This is a genomic window from uncultured Alsobacter sp., assembly GCF_945952055.1.
GTDB lineage: Bacteria > Pseudomonadota > Alphaproteobacteria > Rhizobiales > Beijerinckiaceae > Alsobacter.
Window position 1 is genome coordinate 51,589 of the sequence record NZ_CAMFHB010000014.1, and the last position, 26,379, is coordinate 77,967.

Sequence of the window (26,379 nt, forward strand, 5' to 3'; positions counted from 1 at the left end):
CAGATTGCGGAATTTGGTCGGCTTGTGTGCACTAGTGAACAGATCGAAAAACGGCTCGGTGCTATTGGGGTTCCATGCAGACCGGCGAGGGCGCACAGGCGCGCGCCGGTAGGTGAAGCGCACGCGGACCGATCCCGTGCCCCGCGAGGCTTGCGCCGCGGCTCCTCTCGATCTTGGCTTCATGGACGGATGCGCACGAAACGGCATGAGCTGCGGATGGCGACGGCCCATCTGCATCGCGACCTGGACACGCTGATCGGGGACTTCGTCGATCCCCTCGGCTACGGCCGCTACGTGCTCATCATCGAGGCGTTCCGCTCGTCCGTGGAGGCCTGTTTCCAAAGCCCCGAGCGGCCCACCGCGACCCCGGCGCCGCTGTCGATCCTGGACGACGTCCGGGCCGACTGCCGCGATCTCGGACTCGCGGCCAGATCCTCGCCGCAGCCTCTGGCGCTTGGAGCGGAGGCGGACGAGTGGCTCGGCGCCCAATACGTCCTGGAAGGGTCCATGCTGGGCGCGCGCGTTCTGTTCGAGCGGGCCCAGGCCTTCGGTTTCACGCAGGACTTCGGCGCACGTCACCTCGCCGTTCAATCCCGCTCGATCGCACGCTGGCAGAGTTTCCTCGGCTGCCTGGAGGGACCCGAGAGGTTCAACCTCGAGGCCGCTGCGGCAGGAGCCGAGCGCGTCTTTCGGGTCGCCCTGGAGGCCGCTGAAAGCATCGATGTCCACTAACGGCACCGACCTCACCAACTGCGACCGGGAGCCCATCCACACGCCGGGCAGCGTGCAAGCGCATGGTTGCCTGATCGCCTGCAGCGCGGACGGCGCGCGCATCCTGCGCTGCTCCGAGAACGCGGTCGCCATGCTGGGGCTGACCGTCAGTCCGTTGGACCTGACCCTGGGGGACGTGTTCGAGGAGGCTCTCGTCCACGACCTGTTCAACGCCGCGACGAAGTCGTCCGATCCTCGGCGGCCGGGCCTCCTGCGCGCCGTGGTGCTGCCCGTCGGCACGCTGTTCGACGTGTCGGTGCACCGCTTCGAGGGCGCGATGATCATCGAGTTCGAACCGGCCTCCGCCCAGAGCCGGGAGGATCCGCTCGACATCGTGCGCGCGCTCATGGCGAAGGTTCACGCGCTCACCGACATGAAGGCCTTGAACGACCGGCTGCCCCGCTATCTTCAAGGGCTGCTGGGCTATGACAGGGTCATGATCTACGAGTTCGCCGCCGATGGCTCCGGCAAGGTCGTCGGGGAGGCCAAGCGGGGCGATCTGGAGTCCTTTCTCGGCCAGCATTTTCCGGCGGCGGACATCCCTAAGCAGGCCCGGTCGCTCTATCTCAAGAACACCATCCGCGTGATCGGCGACGCCACCGGCGCCGCAAGCACGATCCTGCCCGTGTCGGAAGAGATGAGGGCACCGCTCGACCTGTCCTTCGCCCATCTGCGCAGCGTGTCGCCCATCCATCTCGAGTATCTGCGCAACATGGGCGTGGGTGCGTCGATGTCGATCTCGATCATCGTCGGCGGCGAACTCTGGGGCCTGATCGCCTGCCATCACTACGCGCCCAAGATCCTGCCCCTGGCGCAACGGGTGGGGGCGGAGCTGTTCGGCGACTTCTTCTCGCTTCACCTCACCTCGCTCCACCACAGGCACAGGGCGGAGGCCACCGTGCGCGTCCGGGCCGCGCTCGACCAGCTCCTGGCGCGCATGTCCTTCCACCAGGACGTGGACGCGACCATTCGCGACGCCCTTCCGGACCTGGCCAAGGTCATCGCCTGCGACGGCATCGGCCTTTGGCTCGACGGTGAGTGGTCGGCCTGGGGCAGCACACCGCCGACGTCGGCTATCGCAGGGCTGGCGGACTTCGCATCGGCCCCGAGCACGCCCGCGGTCGTGGCCACGCACGCGCTCTACGAACACTGGCCGGAGGCTCGGGCTTTCGCCGACGTGACGGCGGGTGTTCTGGCGGTGCCCCTGTCGATCACCCCGCGGGACTTCCTGTTCTTCTTCCGCAAGGAAAAGGTCCAGACGCTCGAGTGGGCCGGCGATCCCAACAAGGTCTACAGCACCGGTCCGAACGGCGACCGACTGACACCACGCCAGAGCTTCGCGGTCTGGAAGCAGAGCGTCGAAGGACAGTCGGATCCCTGGACCGATGACGAGCGCAACGTCGCCGAGGCTCTGCTGATCGGCCTGCGCGAGGTCATCATGCGCAACGTCGAGATCCTCGCCGCCGAACGGCAGAAGGCCGAGATCCGGCAGCGGGTGCTCAACGACGAGCTCAACCACCGCGTCAAGAACATCCTGGCGCTGATCAAGTCGCTGGTGAGCCACCCCGCCGAAGCGGGCCTCAGTCTCGAACGGTTCGTCGAGGGATTGAAGGGCCGCATTCTCGCCCTGTCCCACGCCCACGACCAGGTGGTGCGCGCCGACGGCGGCGGCAGCCTTCACCAGCTGCTGCGAGCCGAACTGTCGCCCTACCCGGCGGAGCAGGTCAGCATTGCGGGCAACGACGTCGGCCTCGACGCGCGCGCCTATTCCGTCATGGCCCTCGTGCTGCACGAGCTGGCGACCAACGCGGCGAAGTACGGTGCGCTGTCCGTCGCGGACGGGCGCCTCCGGGTCGAAACGGGGCTCGACGCCGCCGACGACTGCTGGATGACCTGGGGGGAACGAAGCGGTCCGCCCGTCGAGCCGCCGCAACGGCAGGGCTTCGGCTCGGTGCTCCTGGGGCGAAGCGTTCCCTTCGACCTTCAGGGCAGCGCCGAGCTCGACTATCGCCGCGAGGGCCTGCAGGCGCGGTTCACGATTCCGGCCCGGTTCGCGAGCGCGACCCTTCCCGTCGTCGCGTCGACGGTGGCCGCAACCCCGTCGCCATCCGACACGGACGACTTCGCGAACCTCTCCGTCCTGCTGCTCGAAGACCAGCTCGTCATCGCCCTGGACGCGGAAGCCATTCTCCAGGACATGGGCGTCCCGCGCGTGGCGACCCACGCCACGGTGGAAGACGCGCTGCGCGGCATTGCCGGGGGAGCACCGGACATCGGCATCCTCGACGTCAATCTCGGGGACGGCACGTCTCTGCCCGTGGCCGAAGAGCTCGCCCGCAGAGGCGTCCCGTTCGTCTTCGCCACCGGCTACGGCGACTCCGTGATGATCCCCGAGGCGATGCGGTCGGTCCCGGTGGTGCGAAAGCCCTACTCGGCGGAGACGTTGCGCTCGGCCCTCATGCAGATCGCGGGCCGCTGAGACGATCGAGGGTCGTGCGCGGCCCTACTCGGCCGCGACGCGCTGGCCTCCCATCGCGCCCAGATGCGCGACGACCTCGTCGACCTTCATGACGTCCGCATATTTGTGGTGCAGGTCGAACAGGTTGATCTTGTGGATCAGGTCCGAGCGATCGAACGTGCACTCCTCCACCAGCGTCACGTGGTAACCGCTGGAATAGCCGTCCACGCAGCTCGCGCGCACGCAGCCCGACGTGCTCTCGCCGCAGACGATGAGGCTGCGCACGCCGAGCACGGTGAGGTGCGAGACGAGCGGCGTGCCGGCGAAGATGGAGGCGCGCTGCTTGGGGATGATCACGTCCTGCGGCTCGGGCGCGAGGTCCGGCAGGATCAAGGAGTCGTCCGGCATGGACGTGTGCTTCTGGCGCCGCGTCGCCCCCACGCCCGACGGCCGGCTCTGCGGGCGGACGTCCGACGTACAGTAGAAAATCGGCACGCCTGCGAGACGCGCCGCGGCGAAGAGCATCCGTGTCGGCTCGACGGCATTCCAGGCATTGATCCCGCACGATGACGGAAACTCCGCCTGGATCTCGACCGGCGGGCGGCGCCCGCCGCGATAGGCGGAGTTGTAGAGGTCGATGGCGATGACGGCGGGGTTGGGGCCGACGAAGGTCTCGCGGGCGTAGGCCGCGTAGATCTTCAGGGTGTCGGCATCCACCACGTCCTTCCAGCAATGGTCCTCGAAGGCTTCGATGCGGGCCATGGGCGTGTCCTTCTGAAAGGGGGGTCAGCTGCCGCGCAGCGACCGTGTGCGGTTGGCGTAGGCGGAGAAGCCGAACATGGTGGCGAGCAGGAAGGCGCCGCCGCCGTACAGCGCGACCGACAGGCCGAACAGGTGGCCGAGCACGCCGAACATCGCAGGGCTCAGCATCTGCGAGACGCGGTTCACGAGCAGCCTCAGGCCCATCAGCTTGCCGCGCTCGGTCTCGCCGACGGCGTCGACCATGATCATGATGCTGAGCGGCAGGTTGAGCCCGACCGCCCCGCCCATGACGATGACGGTCGCCATCATCGAGACGACGTGGAGGCCGGTGATGGGGGTGACGAGCACGCAGGTCGCCGCGACGAAGCCTGCGCCGGTGAGGATGTATTCCGCCGGCAGGCGGTCCATGAGCCCCTTGAGAATGTAGCGCGCCGCCATGCTCGCCAGGCCGTTCAGGGCCAGCGCCACGGAGATCAGCATGGTCGTATAGCCGACCGAGTCCATGTAGAGCGGCAGGAAGCCGTTGTAGAGGGACTGGATGTACATGATCAGGAAGGTGGCCGTGAGGCCGAACTGCACGGGCCGGTGGCCGGTGAGGTCCATTCCCCGCCGGTAGCTGGCGAAGACGCCGCGCACGCTGAGGATGTCCTCCAGCGGTACGTCCGCCGCCTTGTCGTCCGGATGCGGATAGGACCGCGACAGCCACAGGAGGGCGACCAGGAGGCCGGCGCAGGACACGGCGGCGGTCAGGAAGGCCGCGCGGTAGCCGTCCATCGGGGCCTGGAACGCGGAGGCGACCAGCCCGCCCAGGAGCGGGCCCAGCATGCCGCCGCCCGACATCCACATCGAGTATTTCTGGATGTATTCGTTGCGCGTCTGGACGTCGCCCGTCGAGACCAGCACCTGGAAGGCCGATGCCATGATGATGATGCTGGCGCCCAGGAAGAACTGCGACAGGACGAGCGAGACGATCCCGGCCGCCGTCGCATTGAGGATGAGCGAGGCCAGCAGCGAGACGGCGCCCACGATGAGCATCTTCATCGGGCCGATGCTGTCGATGAGCTGGCCGGACGGCATCGCGATGAAGATCGGCAGCACCGCGCGCAGCGTGACGAGCAGACCGATGCTGAGGGTGGAGGCGCCCAGTTCCTGCGCATACAGCGTGAAGAACTGGCCGGACAGCCCGGTGATGGTGAAGAACACCCCGCCGCCATAGACGCCGAAGCGGCGGAACCGGTCAGCCTGCATGATGGCAGGCCTCCGTGCGCCGCTCGCGGCGCTGGACGAGGACCGGCTTCTCCTGCCGGCACAGATCCGTGACCTTCGGGCAGCGCGAGGCAAAGGCGCAGCCCTTGGGCAGGTTCAGCGGGCTCGGCAGCTCGCCGGAGATGACCCGGATCTCGCGCTCGGCCTCGGCCTCGGGATCGAGGACGGGCACGGCGTCGAGCAGGGCGCGCGTGTAGGGATGCGCCGGGTCGGCGAACACCTCCTCGGCAGGCCCGTACTCGACCACCTCGCCGAGATACATGACCGCGATCCAGTCGGAGACGTAGCGGACAGTGGAGAGGTCATGCGAGATGAAGACGAAGCTGACCCCGAGGTCGGCCTTGAGGTCGCAGAGCAGGTTGATGATCTGCGCGCGCACCGACACGTCGAGCGCCGAGGTCGGTTCGTCGGCCACCACGACCGACGGGTTGAGAGCCAGCGCGCGCGCCACGGCCACGCGCTGGCGCTGCCCGCCGCTGAGCTGGTTGGGGAAGCGGTCGAGATAGCTCTGCTCGAGGCCGACCTGCTCGATAAGGGCGCGAACCCGCCGGGCCCGCTCGTCCTTCGTGCCGACGCGCTGGACGACCAGCGGCTCGGCGATGATGTCGAAGACCTTCATCTTCGGGTTGAAGGACGAATAGGGATCCTGGAACACCATCTGGCCGGTGCCCTGGATGAAGATCTCGCCGCCGGTCGGCTCGTCCAGGCCGAGCAGCATGCGCGCGATGGTGCTCTTGCCGCAGCCGCTCTCGCCGACGATGCCGAGCGTCTCGCCGCGGCGCACGCGCAGGCTGACGCCGTTGACCGCACGCACGGTCGGCGGCTTCACCCAGGGGAGCAGCGTCTCGCCGACGAAGTGCTTCGATAGGTTGTTGATCTCCAGCACGTCCTGCCGCGGCAGCGCGCGCCAGTCCGTGGTGACGGGGACGGGCCGTTCCGCCGGCGCCTCGGCCGCGGGCTCGGCCACGTCGTCGAGCCCGTTGGGCAGGAAGCAGGCCGCGTTGTGGTCGGGGCCGCGGACCGTCTGCTGCGGCGTCTCGACGGCGCACAGGTCATGGGCCCCGGGGCAGCGCTCGCGGAAGGCGCAGCCCTGCGGCGGAACCTTCATGTCCGGCGGGAAGCCGGGAATCTGCAGCAGCCGCTCGCGCTTCTCCGTCTCGCCGGCGCGCGGAATCGTGCGCAGCAGGCTCTGCGTGTAGGGGTGCTTCGGGCGGCGGAAGACGGTGGCCGTCGGTCCGATCTCGACGATCCGGCCGGCATACATCACCGCGACCTTCTGGGCGAAGCGCGACACGAGGCCGAGGTCGTGCGTGATGAACAGCATGGCCGTGCCGGTCTCGGCCGTCAGGCGGCGCAACAGCTCGACGATCTGGGCCTGGATGGTGACGTCGAGCGCCGTCGTCGGCTCGTCGGCGATCACGAGGCGCGGGTTGCAGGACAGGGCCATGGCGATCATGACCCGCTGCCGCATGCCGCCGCTCATCTCGAACGGATAGGCGTCGATGCGCCGCGCCGCGTCGGGAATGCCGACCTTGTCGAGCCAGCCGATGGCCAGGTCGCGCGCCGCCTTGGCCCCGAGCTTCAGGTGCCGCTCGATCGGCGGCACCATCTGGTCGCTCACCTTCATCACCGGGTCGAGCGACGACATCGGATCCTGGAAGATCGTCCCGACCCGGCTGCCGCGGATGCCGTTGAGCTCCTTCTCGCTCATCGCCGCGAGATCCTGCCCGTCGAGCCAGACCTCGCCCGAGACGAGCTTGCCGGGATGAGCGAGCAGGCTGATCAGCGACATCGCCATCGCGCTCTTGCCCGAGCCGCTTTCGCCGACGATCGCCATGCGCTCGCCGCGGCCCAGCGTGAAGGACACGCCGTTGACGGCCTTCACCACGCCGGTCTCGGTGAAGAACTGCGTGTGGAGGTCGCGGACGTCGAGCACCGTGTCGGCGATGGGCTTGGCGTAGGTCATGGCTGCGTCCTTCTCCCCTTGGTCACCTGCGCGCCGTTCACTTGCGCGACCCGCTCACTTGCGGGATCTGGGGTCCAGCACCTCGCGGATGCCGTCCGACAGGAAGTGCAGGCTGATGGCGATGGCGAGGATGACCACGCCGGGCAGGGTCGAGATCCACCAGGCCTGCTCGAGATAGGTCTGGCCGTCGCGGATCAGGTTTCCGAGGGACGGCTCCGGCGGCATGATGCCGAGGCCGAGGAAGCTCAGGCTCGCCTCCACCAGGATGGCGTTGGCGGCGGCGATGCTGGCGGCGACCAGCAGCGGCGCGATCGTGTTGGGCACCACGTGGCGCGTCAGCAGCCACCACTGGGGGGCCTTCACCGTGCGCGCGGCATCGATGTAGGCCCGCGTGCGCAGGCTCAGCACGAGCGATCGCTGCAGCCGCACGAAGCGGGGGATGTCGGCGAGCGAGATTGCCATGATCACCGGGATCAACCCGGTGCCGACGATCGAGACGAGGCCGATGGCGAGCAGCAGCGAGGGGAAGGCCAGGAAGATGTCGACCACCGTCATGATGGCGCGGTCGACCCACTTGCCGAAGAAGCCCGACACCGTGCCGAGCACGACGCCGAACACGAGCGAGATGAACGCGACGCTGAAGCCGACGAAGAGCGAGACCTTCACCCCTTCCAGCGTCCGGCTGAGCACGTCACGGCCCATGCGGTCCGTGCCGAAGGGAAAGGTCAGCGACGGCGGCTTCATCATGGCCCGCAGGTTCGTCTGCAGGGGGGCCTGCAGCGGCAGCCACGGCAGGAGCGCCGCGAGCACCAGGATCGGCACCAGGATCATCAGGGCGATCTGCGTCTTGCGGTTCGCGAGGATGGCGCGCCAGCCCGTGCGGTGCACCGGGGGCTTGCGCACCTGGGTCGCCGGCGGCGGGGCCGGCGAGGTGGGACGCATGGGCCCCTCGTTGGCCCTGCGGAGCGTGACGGGGGCCGAGCGGCCGAGAGAGAGACTTCCTGCCATGATCGACCTCGGACCTCAGAACTTCACGCGGGGATCGAGCTTGCGGTAGACGAGATCGGTGATGAAGTTGATCGACACGAAGATCAGCGCGTAGAAGATGATGAGGTTCTGCACCATCTGGTAGTCGCGGCTGTTGATCCCGTTGACGAGCAGGCTTCCGATCCCCGGAATATTGAAGATGAACTCGACGATGACGGTGCCGTTGAGCAGGCTGCCGAAGCTCAGGCCGACCACGGTGACGATCGGCAGCGCGGCGTTCTTCAGCGCGTGGCGGAAGAGCACCCGCAGTTCGGACCAGCCAAGCGAGCGGGCGGTGCGGATGTAGTCCTCGCCGAGCACCTCGAGCACCGCGGTGCGGGTGATGCGGGCCATGGTGGCGATCTGCGTCACCGACAGCACCAGCACCGGCAGGGCGATGCGCTGCAGGAAGCTCGCGGGGTCGGCGATGTTGACGTCGCCGCTGGCGGGAAACCAGCGCAGCTTCAGCGAGAAGAACAGGAGGAAGACGAGGCCCGTCCAGAAGCCGGGCATCAGGTCGAGGACCATCGCCGTGCCGGTGATGGCGTTGTCGAGCCCCTTGTGGCCCTTGTGCGCCATGAAGGCCGCCAGCGTGCCGAGCGGGATCGACACGAGCACCGTGAAGACGATGGTCGAGATGGCGATGATCAGCGTGATGGGCAGCGCGCTCTTCATCAGGCCGAACACGGACAGCCCGGTCGTGATGGTCTCGCCGAAGTCGAGGCTCGCGAGGCCTTTCAGGTAGGTGAGGTACTGCACCAGATAGGGCTTGGTGAGCCCCATCTGTTCGCGCAGCCGTTCCAGAGCCTCGCCCGAGAGCGAGTCCCCGGCCATGGCGGACGCCGCATCGCCGGGGATGAGGCGCAGGGTGAAGAAGACCAGCGTCACGACGCCCAGCGTGGTGATGAAGAGCTGGACGAGCTTCTTCAGCGAATAGGCCAGCATGGCCCCTCTCCCGTCACTTGATGTCGACTTCGAAGAAGTTCACCTGGCCGAGATAGTTGATGTTGACGCCGCTCACCTTCTGCTTGCCGGGCCAGGTGACGTGGTTCGCGTACATCGGCAGGTAGTAGAGATCCGTCATCGCGATCTTTTGGATCTCGGCGTACATGGCCTTGCGCTTCTTGGGATCGACCTCGGCCCGGGCGCTCTCCAGCAGCGCGGTGACCTTTGGATTGTCGTACTTCGCCCCGTTCAGCCCCTTGGGCGAGGCGTTGGACGGATGCAGGTAGTTGAACAGGATCGTGTCGGGGTTCACCGCCGGCAGCAGGCGGGTGGCGAACTCGAAGTCGCCGGCGTTGCGCTTCTGGTTGAAGGTGGGGGTGTCGACCAGCTCCATCTTCATGGTGATGCCGACCTTCGACAGGAAGTCGATCTCGAACTGCTGCAGCTCGGTGACGCCCTGGGCCGACGTGTTCAGGTGCTTGACCGTGAAGCCGTTGGGATAGCCGGCCTCGGCCAGCAGCTTCTTCGCCTTGACGGGGTCGTACTTGTACTTCGGGACGTCGTCCGAATAGACGTCCATCCACGGCATCAGCATGTTGGTGGCCACGGCCTGCTGGCTCGGCGCCGTCGCCTGGTTGATGGTGTCGTAGTCGATCGCGTGGGCGATGGCCTGGCGCACGCGGACGTCCGAGAGCGGCTTGAACGACGGGTTCAGCACCTTCAGGGCGACGGCGTAGTTCTCGACGCGGTTCATCTTGAACCCCTCCTTCTTGAGGGTGTCCAGGTGCTCCTCGCGGTTGGCGCGCATCACGAGGTCGATCTCGCCGTTGCGCAGCGCGATGGTCGAGGTGTTCTCGTCCTTGATGATCGAGAAATTGATGGTCTCGATCGGCGCCGGGCCGCGGAAATAGTCCTTGTGGCGCTTGAGCACGATGCGCGAGTTCACGTCGATGAAGTCGAGCGCGTAGGGGCCGGTGCCGACCGGGTTCCAGCGCACCTTGTCGCCGGCGTCCTCAATGGCCTTCTTGTTGACGATCTGGCCCTGGTGATAGTTGGCCACCTGGTGCAGGAAGTTGCCGTCAGGCGCCTTCAGACGGATGATGACCGTGTAGTCGTCGGGCGTCTCGATCTTGTCGATGTTGGCGAGCTCGGGCGCATAGGGCGACGCGGTCTTCGGGTCGCGCATGCGGGTGAAGGTGTAGACGACGTCCGCGGCCGTGAAGTCTCCGTAGCCCTTCTGCCACTTAACGCCCTTGCGCAGCTTGAACTTCCAGAGCTGGTTGTCGTCGGTCTCCCAGGCCTCGGCCAGATCCGGGATGATCTTGCCGGTCTTGCTGTCGTAGGTCGTCAGCCCGCTGAAGATGTTGAACGCGATGTTCTCGTTCTCGATCCGGAAGATCGTCGCGGGATCGAAGCCCGCGGGATCGTCGTAGAAGCGGACCTTCAGCACCTTCTCCTGGGCCGTCGAGACGGACGGCAGGGCCGTGCTCGCAAGGGCCGCGGACGCGGTGGCGGCGAGAAGGGAAACAATCCGGCGGCGGTCGAAGATCATGGTCAGCCCTCGTCGAACATCTCTGGGGTCGGGAACCGGCGGAGGCCCGTATGACCCCCGCCCGAAGTCGCGTGGACGGGCCTGCCGCGGCCCGTCTCCGATCACATCGGCTTGCCGGCGAGATACGCCTTGGCCTGATCGAGGAAGATCACGTCGGCGTATTTCTGGTGCATGTCGTAGAGGTTCATGAAGTGCGAGGCCTCGGTGCGGTCGAAGACGCACTCGTGGACCACGCCCATGCGGAAGCGGTTCGTCGCCCCGTCCACCACGCTCGCCCGCACGCAGCCGCTCGTGGTCTCGCCGCAGCAGATCAGCGTGTCGACGTCGAGGGCGTTGAGGTGGAACATCAGCGGCGTGCCCTGGAAGGCGCTCGGAGCGGTCTTCTCGAGAACCACCTCGCCCGCGATGGGCGCCACCTCGGCGACGATCTCGTTGCCGCGCTTGCGCATCTCCGCGGGCATGTCGGAGCGGCGGGAATGCCGGTGCACCCACTGGGCGATGCCGCTCTCCAGCCCCTTGATGTGGACGACGGGCACCTTGTTGGCGCGGGCGACGGCGAGCAGCTCGGCCGTCTTGTCCACGGCCGCCCAGCCTTCCAGGCCCGTGCTCGACGGCCAGGTCTTCATGGACTCGAAGATCGGCTCGCGGGTGAAGCCCAGCACGCTGTAGTAGATGTCGATCAGCAGAAGGGCCGGCTTCTTGCCGAAGCCGAACAGTTCCTTCTTGCCCCAATGCTCGTCGTGCTTCTTGTCGCGCTCGCTGAGGTAAGTCTCCCAACCGTACATCGCCATCTCCCGGGCTCTGGACAAAGATTTCCCGTCGGCTCGGGAGGGTCCCGAGTCGTCGAATTCGTGTTCATGCAACCGTTGTTGCCGTGACCTGCTTGTCCGACAGTTCTGCAATGACCGTGCCAGACGTGTGGAGTGCTCGATCGGGGGAAATGCTGGGCTTTCGCGGGGACCTATAAGTCCTGCTAATGCCAAAAAGTGCCCAGCCTTCCGTGCAGTGCACAATGACTCGGCGCGCCCGCCCGTCGTGACGGGCTCAGGCGGGCGCGGGGCCCCGGAATCCGGCCGTTCCCGCCATGGCCCACCCATTGCAGATGGTCCTGCACACCCCAGCGCAGGAGCGACGCACCATGACCACGGACAAGGACTTCTCCGAGATCACCATCGCCAGGCTCATCGCCGGCTACACGTCCGGCGCCTGGACGGCCAAGGAGGTCGTCGGCTGGTACCTGGAGCGCATCGCGCGGCTCGACAAGGCGGGCCCGCGGATCAACTCCGTCATCAGCCTGAACCCCGACGTCGAGGCGCAGGCGGCGGCTCTCGACGAGGCGCTGAAGGCCGGTGGCCCGGTCGGGCCGCTGCACGGCGTGCCGATCCTGGTCAAGGACCAGATCGACGTGAAGGAGTGCCCGACGACGGGCGGCTCGATCCTGTTCCGCAACAACTGGCCCAGGCGCGACGCGACGGTCATCGCGAAGCTCCGGGCCGCCGGGGCGCTCATCCTCGGCAAGACGACGCTGGGCGAGATGGGCGCCGGCGACACCCACGGCTCGCTCTTCGGCTCGACCCGCAACGTCTACGCCATCGACCGCACCGCAGGCGGCTCGTCGGGCGGCTCCGGCGCCGCCGTGTCGGCGAACTTCTGCACGGTCGCGCTGGGCCAGGAGGGCTTCGCCTCCATCCGCCGGCCGTCGATCTGGAACGGCGTGGTCGGCATGCGGCCGAGCATCGGCCTCGTCAGCCGCGGGGGCGTGTATGACGGGTGGCCTTCGGTGCTGGGGTCCGTCGGCCCGATGTGCCGCACGGTCGAGGATGCCGCCCGCCTTCTCGATTCCATGACCGGCTACGACCCCATGGATCCGATCACCGCCCACGGCGTCGGCAAGCTCTCCGGCAGCTATCTCGACGGGCTGTCGGCCGACGCGCTGAAGGGCGCCCGGCTCGGCGTGCTGCGCACCTCCATCGGCGTCGATGCGGACCCAGCCGCGGAGGACTTCAAGCGCGTCGGCATGGTGTTCGAGAGCGGCCTCGCCGCCCTGGCGGAGGCGGGCGCCGTGCTGGTGGACCCGATCGAGATCCCGGATCTCAAGGAGTTGCTGGCGCTGCGCGCCAGCCATCCCGACCATGGTGCCGAGGCCTTCGAATACTACGTCTCCGAACTGCCCGACGCGCCCTATCGCAGCATGGCCGAGGCGATGGCCTCCTTCGAGTACACCGCCGTCTCGCCGCAGATGAAGACGCGGTGGGCGCGCAAGGGCTCGGCCGAGGCCTACGCCCGCTATCTCGAGGCGCGCGACACCTTGATGACGAGCCTCCTCAAGGTCATGGCCGACCACGGGCTCGACGCCATCGTCCACAAGGCGATCGAACACGAGCCCACGCTGATCGCCGACGGCACCAATCCCCCTTGGGTCAACCACAAGGGAGCACCGCACCTGAACACGTTCCTCGGGCCGGTGCCGAGCATCGTGGTGCCGGCGGGGTACACCACGGCCGGGCTCCCGGCGGGCCTCGCCTTCCTGGGCCGTCCCTACGACGACAAGGCCATGGTTCGTTTCGCCTATGCTTTCGAGCAGCAGACCCGGGCGCGGCAGGCCCCCGAACTCGAAGCCAGGCTCCAGGCCGTCGTCGCCTGAACCCCGGCCGTGGGGCGCGTTGACGACGCACCCGGCGCATGACACACCGCCTCCCGAAGCCGGCCGCGACAAAGGGCCGGCGGCGGGAGGCGAGCATGGACCAGATCGGCGTCGGCATCATCGGCACCGGCTTCATGGGCCGGGCCCATGCGCTGGCCTACGGGGCGGCGGCGTCCACCTTCCCGGGCCTTCCTCGCCCGAAGCTGGTCGCGATCGCCGACATCGTTCCGGACGCCGCCCGTGCGGCGGCCGAGCAGTTCGGCTTCGCGCAGTGGCACACGGACTGGCGGAGGATCGTCGAGGACCCCTCCATCGGGATCGTGTCGATCACGACACCGAACCTCCTGCACCACGACATGGCGGTGGCGGCGGCGAGGGCCGGCAAGCACATCCACTGCGAAAAGCCGCTCGCCCAGGATGCGGTGGTCGCCCGGGCCATGATGCAGGCGGCCGAAGCCGCCGGGGTCAAGACCCAGGTCGGCTTCAACTATCTCAAGAACCCGGTCCTGAAGCTCGCCCGGGAGATGATCGCCGACAGCGAGCTCGGCGAGATCACCGGGTTCCGCGGCATCCATGCCGAGGACTTCATGGCCAGCCCGCAGGTGCCCTGGGGCTGGCGCCTCGATCCCGCCGGCGGCACCGGCGCGCTCGCCGACCTCGGCAGCCACATCATCGCGCTCGCGCGCTTCCTGCTCGGCCCGATCGAACGGCTGACGGCCGACCTCGAGACCGTGGTCAAGGACCGGCCCGTGGCGGCCGGGTCCGGCGAACGCCGCAAGGTGGAGGTCGACGACATCGCCCGGCTCACGGTGCGCTTCGCCCGCGGGTGCGGCGGGACGCTGGAGGCCAACTGGATGGCGACCGGCCGTAAGATGCACCTGGCGTTCGAGGTGAGCGGCACCAAGGGCGGGCTCGTCTTCAGCCAGGAACGCTTCAACGAGTTGCAGTGGTACCGCGCCGGCGACGACCCGCGGCTGTCGGGCTTCACGCGCATCGAGGCGGGACCGCAGCACCCTCCCTATCGCCACTTCTGCATCGCGCCGGGGCACCAGATCGGGTTCAACGACCTCAAGACCATCGAGGTCGCCGAATTCCTCGACTGCATCGCCGGGGGGCCAGCTTGCGGACCGGATTTCCGTGAGGCCTGGGAGGTGCAGAAAGTCATCGACGCCGCGGTGGCGGCCTCCCACGGGCGATCCTGGCAGACGATCGACTGATCCTCGTGCCGTCCCGAAGGTTCGCCACGGGATCTCCATGATCCCGGTCAATGATCGCCATGCACCAGCCGTCTATGTCCTGAGCCCGCCGGATCTCCGGCCTTTGGAACAGGAGCTGCACCATGGCGAAGATGCGCGCCGCCGTTTTCGTGGCACCGGGCCGGATCGTCCTCGACGAGAAGCCCATTCCCGACCCCGGGCCCAACGATGCCCTCGTCCGCGTCACCACCACGACGATCTGCGGGACGGACGTCCACATCCTGAAGGGCGAGTACCCCGTTGCCAGGGGCCTCACCGTGGGCCACGAACCGGTCGGCGTCATCGAGAAACTCGGGTCCGCCGTCCAGGGCTACCGAGAGGGCCAGCGGGTGATCGCGGGCGCCATCACGCCCAGCGGCCACAGCGCCGCCTGCCTGTGCGGGTGCTCGTCGCAGGACGGGGCCGGCACGCGGCACGGCTTCAAGGCCATCGGCGGATGGAAGTTCGGGAACACGATCGACGGCTGCCAGGCCGACTACGTCCTCGTGCCCGACGCCATGGCCAATCTCAGCCCCATCCCGGACAGCCTGACCGACGAGCAGGTCCTGATGTGCCCGGACATCATGTCGACTGGTTTCTCCGGCGCTGAACGCGGCGGCATCCGCATCGGCGACACGGTCGTCGTCTTCGCGCTCGGGCCGATCGGCCTGTCGGCGGTGGCGGGCGCGAAGCTCATGGGGGCGACGACGATCATCGGCGTGGACACCGTGCCGGCGCGACTGGCGGCGGCGAAACGGCTCGGCGCGGACCACGCGGTCGACTTCAAGTCCGTCGATCCCGTGGAGGAGGTGATGCGTCTCACGGATGGGCGTGGCGTGGACGTCGCCATCGAGGCCCTGGGCACCCAGGCCACCTTCGCGTCGGCGCTCCGATGCGTGCGGCCTGGGGGCACCCTGTCGAGCCTCGGCGTCTATTCGACCGACCTCACCATTCCCCTCGGCGCCTTCGCCGCGGGCCTGGGCGACGTCAGCATCGTCACGACGCTGTGCCCGGGCGGGAAGGAACGCATGCGCCGGCTGATGGAGGTCGTCGCCTCCGGCCGGGCCGACCTGGGGGCGCTGGTCACCCACCGGTTTCCGCTCGATCGGATCGAGGAGGCCTACGACCTTTTCGCGCACCAGCGCGACGGCGTGCTGAAGGTCGCGATCACTCCCTGAGGACCGGGAACCAGTTGGGGGCCTGGACGTTTCAGGCTTGTTCCCGAAGGATGACGACTGTTCGAGACCCCGAGGCCCACCGGACACCCCCACCGGTGGGCCTTCTCGTTCAGGCGAGCGTCGCGGCGACCCCGAGCGGGCTGCGCAGCGGAATGGTCATGACCACGGTCCAGCCGGTGGTCGCCGGCCTGATCGCCAGCACGCCGTTCAGCTGACGCACGACGCAGAGCTCCGCCACCTTCAATCCGAAGCCCGGCTTGAACGTATCCGGGACGGCCGGCCCGTTCTTCTCGACCCAGGTCAGTTCCACCGCATCGCCGACCAACGTCCACGTCACGTCGACGCGCCCCTCCGGCACCGTCAGTGCGCCGTGGCTGCGGGCGTTGTCCGCCAGTTCCTGGACGACCTGCGCCAGGGACGTGGTGGCGCGCGGCGACAGCGTGAGCGCGGGCCCGCCCATCGTGGCACCGAGACCCGCGTCGTCGAGGATCCCGCGCAGGAGCCGGTCGAGCGCCACGCCTTCCCAGCGCGCTTGGCTGAGCGCCTCGTGAGCACGGGTGAGCGCCGCGACACGGCCGCTCATGGTGCGCTTCTCCCCCGGGTCCGACACCGTCCGCGCGGCGATGGCCTGAACCACGGACAGCGTGTTCTTGACCCTGTGGTCGAGCTCGCGCAGCAGCTCCTCCGCGTTGTGCCCCGCCTGGGTGAGGGCCTGCTGCGCCGTCGCCACCTCGCGGATGCTCAGCTTGAAGGGCTTCAGGGGCGTGTGCCGCTGCATGCGCCGGGCATTCTCGGCCAGCGTGTCGAGTTCCCGGCCGATGAACCGGCCATAGATCCAGCCGCCCGTGACCGTGACGAGGAGGACGATCAGGCCGGCCACGGTGAGGAGTTGGGTCACGCGACGGACGGGCTCGTTCAGCACGGCCTCGGGGACCGCCACGATGGTCGTCCAGCCGTTGGCGCCGGTGCGGAACCCGGTCAGAACGGCGACACCGTCGAGCGTGACGGACGGCAGCACCCCGGCCCTGCTGGCCTTGATCGCGGCGGCGAGATCGCCGGTCGCCGGAGCCCCCACGAAGCGGTCCAGCTCGCGCGTGCGGGCGATCACGCGGTTGTCGGTCCCCACCACCGCCCCGAGCCACCCGGCCTGCCCCAGCGGCCCGAGCCGCAGTTGGCGCGTGACGCGCTCGGGCGTCGCCGCGATGGACAGCAGCGCGGCGACCTTCCCGTCCTTGACGATCGGCATGACGACGCTGACGAAGGGGCGCCGGGCGCCGGTGGCCACGTACAGGTCCGACGTCACCGGCTGTCCCGTGGCGATGGCCCGTGCGTCGGCGGCGCGCATCACGGGATCGCTGGTGAGCGGCATGGGTGCCGTCCCCGGCTCGATCACCGTGTTGAAGATGTGCTGGCCCGACGGCTCCCGAAGCGCGATGGCCGCGTCGTTGTCCTGGGCCACCTGCATGGCCTGGCTGCGGAAGGCCTCGAAGTCGCCGTCCGACAGCGCACGTGACGTCGCCAGCGCCTGCATCGACTTGGTGAGCTGGGCCATTTCCGCGTCGACGGCGATCGAGAAGCCCTCGACGAGCCGGCGCAGGTCCTCCTGGACGCGGCCTCGCTCGCGCTTCGCCAGATCGAGGCCGCCGACGGCGGCCGCAACGAAGGCGGGGAGGAAGCACAGAAGGCCGAAGGCGATGAGGTGGATCTTGATCGACAACCCGCGGGATGACCCGCTTGCCTCGCCTCGGCCTGACACAGTCGCGCTCAAGTTCGAAAAGGACAAATCATGAGCAGCTTTTGTACACAGGTCGTCCCGTGCAATCAAATGTCAATCAAGCGCGGCCGAATTCATTTTCCTGCACGAATTCCTCGGCTTCCTTTGTTCCGGCTAAGCTTGCCCTGGGGCTGGCGGGCCCACCGACACCCACAGTAAAGGGCACCCCGGGCGGACGGGCTCGCGCGGGGTGCCGTCGGCGTCAGGCGGTCGGGCGGGCGCCCTTCGGACGGCTCATGACATCAGGCTCGCGTGCCGCTCGCCTGGAGGGCGAGGGCGCGCTTCTCGGCCCGGATTCGCCTCTGGCGGAGGGTGCGGCGCAGCCAGATCGTTCCTCCGGTCGCGATCAGGCCGATGAAGAGGACGCTGACGGCGGCGTTGGCCAGGGGCCCCCAGACGGTGTTCCAGGTGCCCTCGTGCAGGCTGCGCGGCCAATTGGTCGGCAGGGGCTGCAGCCCGGCCTTGGAGACGATGTAGGTCACGGGGGTGTTGCCGACCACGACGCGGGCCATGAAGCGGCCGCCGCGGTTGCGGATCTGGGCGAGATCGGCCACGTCGTGCTGGCGCGCGATCATGGTGACCGCCTCCGACAGGGTCGCCCGTCCGCCGCCGGCCCCGCCACCGAAGCCGCCACCGTTGCCCAGGCCAAGCGACAGCATGAGCCCGGTCAACGGCGACAGGACCACCAGCGGAAGCATCACCCACGCCCCGACCGCGTGCCAGCCGCCCAGCGTGTTCCTGAACCGGGGCCAGCCCATCGCGATCCCCAGGCCGGAGACGACGATGAGCGCCACGGTCGATCCGAAGACGAGCCAGCCCATGTCGCCGATGAGATGCTCGTGAACGGGCCTCGCCCAGCGGTACAGGGCATTCAACGTGGACGGTCCGTCAGTGCGGACCTGACCGGAGGCGAGATCCACCTCGACTGTCTGGCGCGGGCTTCCAACCGCCAGCGTGTTGTCCCGGCCGCGCAGGGCCAGCCCAGTGGCCGTTCCGGCCGGGTCGGCGACCTTGAGCAGTGCCTGGATGCGCGCCTCGTCCACGGGCACGGAGGGCCGCCCCGTTTCCGTGGCTGGCTCGAAGGAGAGGATGAGGCCGGTCACCACCACCACCAGCAAAGGCAGGGCAAAGGTGAAGCTGATCCACCGGTGCAGGCGGAGAAGAAGGGGCTTCAGCATCATGATGGGTCTCCGGGTCTTCGGGATCGGGCAGGGTCAGGACGGGGCCGCGAGGGAGCCGGGCGGCAGGCGGAGTTCGGCGCGCAATCCTCCCCCCGGCCGGTTGGCCAGCGTCAGCGAGCCGCCGTGGGCCTTGGCGATGCTGCGCGCGATGGCGAGGCCGAGGCCCAGTCCGCCGGTCTCGCTGCTGCGCGAGGGTTCCAGGCGGACGAAGGGCTCGAAGGCCTGCTCGATATGGTCGGGCGGCAGCCCCGGACCCTCGTCGTCCACGGTGAAGACGATCCCGCCCCCGGCAGGACGCGACACGGACAGGGCCGCGCGCCGGCCATAGCGGATCGCGTTCTCGACGAGGTTTCGCAGGGCGCGTTTGAGGGCCACCGGCCGGCAGACCAGCTCGAGCCGCTCCACCCGCAGCACGTCGACGAGCGCTCCCGCGGCAAGGAACGTTTGGGCGACCTCCTCCACCAGGGTCCGCGCCTCCACTTTGCGCGAGGGCTCGGTGCTCGTCTCGGACCTGGTGAAGGCGAGGGTCTCCTCGCAGATGAGCGCGAGCTCGTCGATGGTGCGCACGAGGTCGTCGCGGACGGTCTCGTCCTGGATGAACTCCGCCTTGAGACGCAGCGCGGTCAGCGGCGTGCGCAGGTCGTGGCTGACGGAGGCCAGCAGCCGCAACCGGTCGCGCAGGAAGGTGTCCAGGCGCTCCTGCATCGTGTTGAACGCGGCCGTGGCGGCGCTGACCTCGGCGGGCCCGGTGACGGGGAGAGGCTGGACCGTCTCGCCGCGTCCGAAGCGCTCGGACGCATCGGCGAGGGCCGACAGCGAGCGGGTCTGGCGGCGGACGGCGAGCAGGGCGGCAAGCGAGACGGCGAGGGAGGACAACAGGAAGGACAACACAGTGGCGCGCGACAGGGTCGGCACGCTCACCGCGGTGCGCACCGTGATGGCGCGGCCATCGGCGAGCGGCACGGACATCGACACGGCAGCCGTGCGCGCGCGTTCCGGGGGCCGGGCGCCGGCCGGGCGCCCACCCCTCTGCTCCGCGGTCCCGCCGAAGCGCGGGGATCCCTCGCAGGGGTGCTCGTCCGGACCGATCGGCGAGATCTCGACGAGGGGAGCGCCGGCCTGGACGCCGTGGAGCATGACCGCGAGCGTGCCCGCCAGGGCCTTCTCCGGCTCGGTCATCGGCCTGTCCATGGTGACGCCGGGAACGAGCCGCGCGCAGGACTGCCGCGACCCGAAGGCCTCGGCGATCGACTGCGCCTCGTCGGGCGGACGCATCTGCAGGAGCCGTGCGAACGCGACCGTCTGGTTCAGCGCCTGGCCCTGGACCACCTCTGCCACGACGCTGTCCTGCTGGCTGCGCAACACGAGCGCGAGGATCACCTGCGCGCCCACGAGGGCTGCCAGCAGGGAGACCACGAGGCGCCCCGCCAGGCTCCGCGGCCAGATCCGGCTCCACAGGGACCTCACCGCTCCGCCTCCACCTCTCCCGCGAACACGTAGCCGTTGCCCCAGACCGTCTTGATCAAGGCGGGCTCCTGCGGATCGCGCTCGATGCGACGCCGCAGCCGGCTGACCAGGTTGTCGATGCTGCGGTCGAAGAGCTGCGGGGTGCGGCCGGCGGTCAGGTCCAGAAGCTGGTCGCGGCTGAGCACCAGCCCCGGGCGGGTCAGGAAGGCATGCAGGAGGCGGAACTCCGCCGTTCCCAGGGCCACGGCGCGGCCCGCCTCGTCGGTGAGCGAAAGACGCTGCGGATCGAGCACGAAGCGGTCGAAGCGCAAGGCCTTCGGCTCGCCCTCCACGACCGGCCGGGGACCCGCCTGCGTCCGCCGCAGCACCGCGCGGATGCGCGCCAGGAGTTCGCGCGGGTTGAAGGGCTTCGTCACGTAGTCGTCGGCGCCGGCCTCCAGGCCGACCACCCGGTCGTCGTCACCCGACACGGCCGTGAGCAGGATCACCGGCAGGTCGCCGTCCGCCCGCAGGGCGCGGCACAGGGCGATGCCGTCCTCGCCCGGCATCATCACGTCGAGCACCACGAGGTCGACCGCGGCGCGCGCCAGCAGGTCCCGCATCTGCGTGCCACCGTCGGCCACGGTGACGCGCAGGCCGTTGCGCGTGAGGAACTTCGCCACGAGATCGCGGATCTCGCGGTGGTCGTCGACGACGAGGATGTGCGGAGCCTTCTCCATCGCGCCGGACTGTGTCTCCCGGCGCGGCCGGGCGCCACCGGAAAACTGTATCGATTTGTCGCAAGCCCGGCCCCGCACGGTGCGCCGGGGCTGGAGCGCATGGACCATCCATGGCAGAAGGCCGCCACGGCCCCGGTCCACGGGGGGCGACGAGAGGACACCACGATGACCATCACGCTGTTCGACCTGACCGGGCGCCGCGCGCTCATCACCGGTTCGTCGCAGGGCATCGGACTGGCCCTGGCGAAGGGCCTCGCCGCCGCGGGGGCCGAGGTGGTCCTCAATGGACGCGACGAGGCCAAGCTCGCCGCCGCCGCGAAGGAGGTCCCCGGCTCGCGGGTCCTGGCCTTCGACGTCACGGACGCCAAGGCCACGCGCGAGGCGGTGGACCGTTTCGAGGCCGAGACGGGTCCGATCCACATCCTCGTCAACAATGCGGGGATGCAGCATCGCGCGCCGCTCGAGGACTTCCCGGAGGACGCGTTCCAGCGCCTCCTGCAGACCAACATCGCCTCGGTGTTCCACGCCGGCCAGTCCTGCGCCCGCCACATGATCCGCCGTGGCGCGGGCAAGATCATCAACATCGCCTCGGTGCAGACGGCACTGGCCCGGCCCTCGATCGCGCCCTACACGGCCACGAAGGGCGCCGTCGGCAACCTCACCAAGGGCATGGCCACGGACTGGGCCAAGCACGGGCTGCAGGTGAACGCGATCGCGCCGGGCTATTTCGACACGCCGCTCAACGCGGCGCTGGTGTCGGACCCCGCCTTCTCCGCCTGGCTCGAGAAGCGCACCCCCGCCGGTCGCTGGGGCAAGGTCGACGAACTGGTCGGCGCCTGCATCTTCCTGGCTTCCGACGCGTCGACCTTCGTCAACGGCCACGTGCTCTACGTCGACGGCGGCATCACGGCGTCGCTCTGAGGCGAGCCGGCGTCCCCTCCTCTCAGGCGGGGACGGCCGGCGCGGCGGCGGCCACGCACTGCGCGACGAAGCGCTCCAGCGCCTCCTTGTCCTCCGGCCCGATGCGCAAGCCGAGCTTGGAGCGGCGCCAGAGGATGTCGTCGGCGGAGCGGGCCCACTCCTTGTCGACCAGCCAGCGCACCTCCCGCTCCGTGAGGTCGGCGCCGAAGCGCAGGCCGAGATCGGCCTCGCCCGTGGCGCCCTTCAGGATCGTCCGCACGTCGGTGCCGTAGGCGCGCACGAGGCGACGCAGGAGACCCCGCTCGATCCAGGGATGCTCGGCGGCGATCGAGGACACGAGAGCCTCGTAGCCCGTGGCGGGGAAGTCGCCGCCCGGCAGGACGGCGCCGCCCGACCAGGACGGTTTGTCGAGCATGGGCAGGCGACCCTTCAGCTTGTCCATGGCGGACTCGGCCAGGCGCCGGAAGGTCGTGATCTTGCCGCCGAACACCGACAGCAGCGGTGCTCCGCCCTGCGGGGCATCGAGCGTCAGGACGTAGTCGCGGGTGGCCTCCTGGGCCTTCGAGGCGCCGTCGTCATAGAGCGGGCGCACGCCGGAATAGGTCCACACGACGTCCTCGCGCCGCACCGGCGAGGCGAAGTACTCGCTCGCGGCCGCGCAGAGATAGCCGATCTCGGTCTCGCTCGCCGCCACGGCCCGCGGATCGCCCTTGTAGTCCACGTCCGTCGTGCCGATCAGGGTGAAGTCGCGCTCGTAGGGAATGGCGAAGATGATCCGGCCGTCGGCGTTCTGGAAGATGTAGCAGCGATCGTGCGCGAACAGCCGCCGCACGACGATGTGGCTGCCCTGGACGAGCCGGACTCCCGCGCCGCTGTTGGCGCGCACCACGCCGTTGAGGACGTCGGCGACCCACGGGCCGGCGGCGTTGACGAGCGCCTTGGCGCGGACCGTCGAATGGCTGCCGTCGGACAGCGCGACGGTGACGCTCCAGCAGCCATCCTCGCGGTTGGCCGCCACGACCTTGGCGCGGGTGTGGATCTTCGCGCCGCGCGCCTCGGCGTCGCGGGCGTTGAGCACCACGAGGCGGCTGTCCTCGACCCAGCAGTCGGAATACTCGAAGGCCTTGCGGTAGCCCGGCGCGAGCGGCTTGCCGGCGTCGTCGGTGGCCAGGTCGAGGACACGCGTGGCCGGCAGCAGCTTGCGCCCGCCGAGATGGTCGTAGAGGAACAGGCCGAGGCGCAGGAGCCAGGCGGGGCGCAGGCCCTTGTGATGCGGCAGCACGAAGCGCAGCGGCCACACGATGTGGGGCGCCATGCGCCACACCACCTCGCGCTCGGTCAGCGCCTCCCGCACCAGCCGGAACTCGTAGTGCTCCAGGTAGCGCAGGCCGCCGTGAATGAGCTTGGTCGAGGCGCAGGACGTACCGCCGGCGAGATCGCCCTGCTCGAAGAGCACCACCGATGCGCCCCGCCCCGCCGCGTCGCGCGCGATGCCGCAGCCGTTCACGCCGCCGCCGATGATCGCGATGTCGTAGAGATCCGCCATGGGCTTCGTCCCCGTCACGGGCGGCATGCCTTGGCCACCCTTCGGGACGATAGAATAGTGCGCGCTTCACGCGCGATCAAGCATCAAACGAAACCAAATTCGAAAGTGCTAGCGCTCGTCCTCGGGCTGCGGCCCGGTTTCCACGATCCGGATGCCGGCCGTCTCGCACTGCTCGCGCAGGGGTCCCTCGGGCAGATGGTCGGTGACCAGCGTATGGACCGCGCCGACATGGCCGATGCGTACCGGCGCGGAGCGGGACAGCTTGCTGCTGTCGGCGACCAGGATCACGTGGCGCGCGTTCTCGATGATCGCCTGCGACACCCGGACCTCCTGGTAGTCGAAGTCGAGCAGCGCCCCGTCGGCGTCGATGGCCGAGGCGCCGATCACCGCGAAGTCCACCTTGAACTGGCCGATCAGGTCCACCGCGGCCGCCCCAACGACCCCCCCGTCCGATCGCCGGACGGGGCCGCCAGCCACGATCACGTCGATTTTCGGGTGCGGGTACAGGGCCGTGGCGACGTGCAGGTTGTTGGTGATGACCAGCAGGCCCTCGTGGTCGCGCAGGGCGCGCGCCACCTCCTCGGTGGTGGTGCCGATGTTGACGAAGAGCGACGCGCCGTGGGGGATCAGCTGCGCGGTCGCCGCGCCGATCGCCGCCTTCTCTGCGGTGGCGATGAAGCGCCTCGCCTCGTAGGCGAGGTTCTCGACCCCGGACGCCACGACCGCCCCGCCATGGACGCGGCTCAGCAGCCGCTGGTCGCACAGGTCGTTGAGGTCCTTGCGGATGGTCTGCGGACTGACGTCGAAGCGCGCCGACAGATCCTCCACCGTCACCTTCCCCGCCGCACGGGCGATCGAGACGATGTCCTTCTGGCGCGGCGTGATGGACGACATGAGGACCCGACTCGTGACGACCGGGCGACGTTAAAACGAAAGCCGAAGCGAAACAACCGCAGGGTCCGAGGGCGCCTCCACGCAGGCGCTGCTGCTCAGAGCTTGTGAATTTTTCGGTCGTCCAGCTGGCACCTCCCTCTCCGCGTCATGGCCGGGCTTGGCCCGGCCACCCACGACTTCAGGATGGCCCCAGCAAAGTCGTGGATGCCCGGGCCAAGCCCGGGCAAGACGGCGGGGAGTTGGTCGCGCGCTCGAGAAGTCGGATGCAACGCCCCACCGTGGTTTGTTTCACGAGCTTTCAGCTTCCTACACGCGGAGGGGTGGCGAAAGGCGACCACCATCGTGCCGCGTCTGCCACGAGAGTTCACCAGACCTCAGTTGGCGAAATAGGCATCCGCCCAGTTGCTGCTGATGCCCTCGGCGCCGGTGGCGAAGTTGCGGAGGTTCTTCTTCGCGATCACCACCTCGAGCGGCGAGATCATGTCGACGGACGGGATGTCCTTGTAGATGAGCTGCTGGAAGTCCTTCCACAGCGCCTTCCGCTTGGCCGGATCCGTCTCCACCGCCGCGGCCTCGAGCAGCCGGTCGGCCTCTGCGCTGTCGTAATGCGCGGAGTTCGAGAAGGGCAGTCCCGGCTTGAAGTTCTTCGACCAGTAGCCGCGCTGCACGCCGACGGTGGGATCGAACACGTTGGACAGGGATTCGATGATGAGGTCGAACTCGCGGTCGGTGTAGACCTGCTTCACATAGGCCGCGAACTCGCGCGGCTGGATCACCGCGTCGATGCCCACGCGCCTCAGCGACTGGCGCACGAACTCCGCCAGGCGCGTGTCGATGAAGGGATTGATCAGCAGGCGCAGCTGCACGCGCATGCCGTCGCCCTTCTTGGGCAGGCCGGCCTCCTCGAGCAGCTTCTCCGAGCGGGCCGTGTCGAAGGCGCGCGGTTTGATCGTGGTGTCGTAATAGGGGCCGAGCGCGACGCTGATGGGCGACGGCGAGACCTTGGCGGCGCCGTAGAACACCGTCTCGACGATCTTGTTCAGGTCGAGCGCGTGCGCCACGGCCTCGCGCACCCGCTTGTCCTTGAGCACCGGCGTGTCGAGGTTGAAGAAGATCTGATGCTGGGCGCCCGAATAGGCGTAGTCCTGCCGCAGGACGGTGAAGCGCGGGTCGGCCTCGAAGCGCGGCAGGTCGGCGAGTGGCACCGGCGCACTGGAGCCCAGGTCGAGATCGCCGGCCTCGAAGGCGGCGGCACGCGCGGCCGCATCCGGCATGAAGCGGACGACGACGCGGTCGAGGTAGGGCTTGGGCTTGTCCCAGTAGTTCGCGTTGCGCTCGAGGACGACATGGCTGCCTCGCGCCCATTCCTTCAGCACGAAGGGTCCCGTGCCGATGAGGAGCGCCGGTCCGGGAGGTGCCGCGACGTCCACGCCCTCGTAGAGATGCTTGGGGACGATCGGGGACTCAGAACCGCCGAGCGCGACGATCAGGTAGGGCGCCGGCTTGGACAGAACCAGCTCCAGCGTGGTGGCGTCCGGCGTGTTGGCCTCGACCACGTTGGCGAAGGTGCCGCGGCCGCGGGGATGCCCGGCCTTGAGGCGCAGGATCGAGAAGGCCGCGTCGGCCGAGGTGAAGGGCTTGCCGTCGTGCCAGGTCACGCCGTCGCGGAGCTTGAACGTGTATTTCAGGCCGTCGGGCGACAGCGTCCACGACGTGGCCAGCGCCGGCTTGGGGTTCAGGTCGAAATCGTAGGTGAGCAGGCCGTCGAAGATCTTGCCCGACGTCAGCGGGGTCGAGGTGTTGTTGACCGAGGAGAGCGTCGGCGGCTCGTACTTCATCACGAAGCGCAGTGTGCCGCCGTGGCGGGGCGTCTCGGTCTGCGCGCGTCCCGGCGCGGATGCCAATCCAACGCCCAGGGCGGCGGTCGAAAGCAGCAGGAATGTCCGTCTCAGCATGATGGATCCGTGGACTGGCGTTGGCTCTGCCGGAATATCAGCATGCACGGCGCGTACCGGCAATTGCGGGATTGGGAAAAAGCAAGAAATGCCCCCGTCCGGCCCGACGGGAGCGCTTT

20 protein-coding genes are annotated in these 26,379 nt (G+C 68.7%); 6 read left to right on the plus strand and 14 right to left on the minus strand.

Annotated elements, in window-relative coordinates; translation table 11 throughout:
- The first annotated feature begins 216 nt into the window (after nucleotides 1–216).
- Nucleotides 217–732: a biliverdin-producing heme oxygenase gene (locus tag Q0Q47_RS12745; protein WP_293859928.1), complete on the plus strand. Its 516-nt coding sequence runs from the start codon at nucleotides 217–219 to the stop codon at nucleotides 730–732.
- Nucleotides 722–3,250 (plus strand): HWE histidine kinase domain-containing protein, encoded by a 2,529-nt coding sequence (locus Q0Q47_RS12750; protein WP_293859931.1) that lies wholly within the window; start codon nucleotides 722–724, stop codon nucleotides 3,248–3,250. The genes Q0Q47_RS12745 and Q0Q47_RS12750 overlap by 11 nt, the downstream gene beginning before the upstream one ends.
- A gap of 24 nt (nucleotides 3,251–3,274) precedes the next feature.
- Here Q0Q47_RS12750 and Q0Q47_RS12755 read toward each other — a convergent pair whose 3' ends face one another.
- From Q0Q47_RS12755 to Q0Q47_RS12785, 7 genes are all read right to left on the minus strand, one after another.
- On the minus strand, nucleotides 3,275–3,991 hold the full coding sequence (locus Q0Q47_RS12755; RefSeq protein ID WP_293859934.1) for an isochorismatase family protein: 717 nt from the start codon (nucleotides 3,989–3,991) through the stop codon (nucleotides 3,275–3,277).
- A gap of 24 nt (nucleotides 3,992–4,015) precedes the next feature.
- On the minus strand, nucleotides 4,016–5,239 hold the full coding sequence (locus tag Q0Q47_RS12760; protein WP_293859937.1) for an MFS transporter: 1,224 nt from the start codon (nucleotides 5,237–5,239) through the stop codon (nucleotides 4,016–4,018).
- A complete protein-coding gene (locus tag Q0Q47_RS12765) occupies nucleotides 5,229–7,223 on the minus strand; it encodes an ABC transporter ATP-binding protein (protein ID WP_293859940.1) in 1,995 nt (664 codons plus the stop codon). Before Q0Q47_RS12765 ends, Q0Q47_RS12760 begins: the two co-directional genes overlap by 11 nt.
- Nucleotides 7,224–7,277: 54 nt before the next feature.
- Nucleotides 7,278–8,165, minus strand: a complete 888-nt coding sequence (locus Q0Q47_RS12770; protein ID WP_293859944.1) for an ABC transporter permease — start codon at nucleotides 8,163–8,165, stop codon at nucleotides 7,278–7,280.
- A gap of 81 nt (nucleotides 8,166–8,246) precedes the next feature.
- Nucleotides 8,247–9,194 carry an ABC transporter permease gene (locus Q0Q47_RS12775; protein ID WP_293859947.1) on the minus strand — a complete coding sequence of 316 codons (948 nt, stop codon included), beginning with the start codon at nucleotides 9,192–9,194 and terminating at the stop codon, nucleotides 8,247–8,249.
- A gap of 13 nt (nucleotides 9,195–9,207) precedes the next feature.
- Complete coding sequence (locus Q0Q47_RS12780) at nucleotides 9,208–10,746, minus strand: ABC transporter substrate-binding protein (RefSeq protein WP_293859950.1); 1,539 nt, start codon at nucleotides 10,744–10,746, stop codon at nucleotides 9,208–9,210.
- A gap of 101 nt (nucleotides 10,747–10,847) precedes the next feature.
- The gene (locus Q0Q47_RS12785) at nucleotides 10,848–11,537 is read right to left on the minus strand and encodes an isochorismatase family protein (RefSeq protein ID WP_293859953.1); all 690 of its coding nucleotides are present in this window, start codon (nucleotides 11,535–11,537) and stop codon (nucleotides 10,848–10,850) included.
- A gap of 347 nt (nucleotides 11,538–11,884) precedes the next feature.
- Between Q0Q47_RS12785 and Q0Q47_RS12790 the strand changes: the two genes are divergently transcribed.
- The 3 genes from Q0Q47_RS12790 to Q0Q47_RS12800 all read left to right on the plus strand — a co-directional run bounded on the left by Q0Q47_RS12790 (nucleotide 11,885) and on the right by Q0Q47_RS12800 (nucleotide 15,803).
- Entirely contained in the window at nucleotides 11,885–13,390 is a 1,506-nt protein-coding gene (locus Q0Q47_RS12790; protein WP_293859956.1) for an amidase, read from the plus strand.
- A gap of 95 nt (nucleotides 13,391–13,485) precedes the next feature.
- Entirely contained in the window at nucleotides 13,486–14,607 is a 1,122-nt protein-coding gene (locus tag Q0Q47_RS12795) for a Gfo/Idh/MocA family oxidoreductase (RefSeq protein ID WP_293859959.1), read from the plus strand.
- A gap of 122 nt (nucleotides 14,608–14,729) precedes the next feature.
- Nucleotides 14,730–15,803 carry an NAD(P)-dependent alcohol dehydrogenase gene (locus Q0Q47_RS12800; protein WP_293859962.1) on the plus strand — a complete coding sequence of 358 codons (1,074 nt, stop codon included), beginning with the start codon at nucleotides 14,730–14,732 and terminating at the stop codon, nucleotides 15,801–15,803.
- Nucleotides 15,804–15,912: 109 nt separating this feature from the next.
- Here Q0Q47_RS12800 and Q0Q47_RS12805 read toward each other — a convergent pair whose 3' ends face one another.
- The 4 genes from Q0Q47_RS12805 to Q0Q47_RS12820 form a co-directional block, all read right to left on the minus strand.
- Nucleotides 15,913–17,520, minus strand: coding sequence for a sensor histidine kinase (locus tag Q0Q47_RS12805; RefSeq protein WP_293859965.1), 1,608 nt, complete (start codon nucleotides 17,518–17,520; stop codon nucleotides 15,913–15,915).
- Nucleotides 17,521–17,819: 299 nt separating this feature from the next.
- Nucleotides 17,820–18,758 carry a PepSY-associated TM helix domain-containing protein gene (locus Q0Q47_RS12810; protein ID WP_293859968.1) on the minus strand — a complete coding sequence of 313 codons (939 nt, stop codon included), beginning with the start codon at nucleotides 18,756–18,758 and terminating at the stop codon, nucleotides 17,820–17,822.
- A 33-nt stretch (nucleotides 18,759–18,791) separates the two neighbouring features.
- Nucleotides 18,792–20,225: an ATP-binding protein gene (locus Q0Q47_RS12815; protein WP_293859971.1), complete on the minus strand. Its 1,434-nt coding sequence runs from the start codon at nucleotides 20,223–20,225 to the stop codon at nucleotides 18,792–18,794.
- Entirely contained in the window at nucleotides 20,222–20,944 is a 723-nt protein-coding gene (locus Q0Q47_RS12820; RefSeq protein ID WP_293859974.1) for a response regulator, read from the minus strand. Before Q0Q47_RS12820 ends, Q0Q47_RS12815 begins: the two co-directional genes overlap by 4 nt.
- 165 nt (nucleotides 20,945–21,109) lie before the next feature.
- On the opposite strand from Q0Q47_RS12820, the gene Q0Q47_RS12825 reads away from it, so the two are divergent.
- A complete protein-coding gene (locus Q0Q47_RS12825) occupies nucleotides 21,110–21,865 on the plus strand; it encodes an SDR family oxidoreductase (RefSeq protein ID WP_293859977.1) in 756 nt (251 codons plus the stop codon).
- Between the two features lie 22 nt (nucleotides 21,866–21,887).
- Here Q0Q47_RS12825 and glpD read toward each other — a convergent pair whose 3' ends face one another.
- The 3 genes from glpD to Q0Q47_RS12840 all read right to left on the minus strand — a co-directional run bounded on the left by glpD (nucleotide 21,888) and on the right by Q0Q47_RS12840 (nucleotide 26,260).
- Entirely contained in the window at nucleotides 21,888–23,411 is a 1,524-nt protein-coding gene (glpD, locus tag Q0Q47_RS12830) for a glycerol-3-phosphate dehydrogenase (RefSeq protein ID WP_293859980.1), read from the minus strand.
- 108 nt (nucleotides 23,412–23,519) lie between these two features.
- Nucleotides 23,520–24,305 (minus strand): DeoR/GlpR family DNA-binding transcription regulator, encoded by a 786-nt coding sequence (locus Q0Q47_RS12835; protein WP_293859983.1) that lies wholly within the window; start codon nucleotides 24,303–24,305, stop codon nucleotides 23,520–23,522.
- 374 nt (nucleotides 24,306–24,679) lie between these two features.
- Nucleotides 24,680–26,260, minus strand: a complete 1,581-nt coding sequence (locus Q0Q47_RS12840) for an ABC transporter substrate-binding protein (protein ID WP_293859986.1) — start codon at nucleotides 26,258–26,260, stop codon at nucleotides 24,680–24,682.
- Nucleotides 26,261–26,379 lie beyond the last annotated feature (119 nt).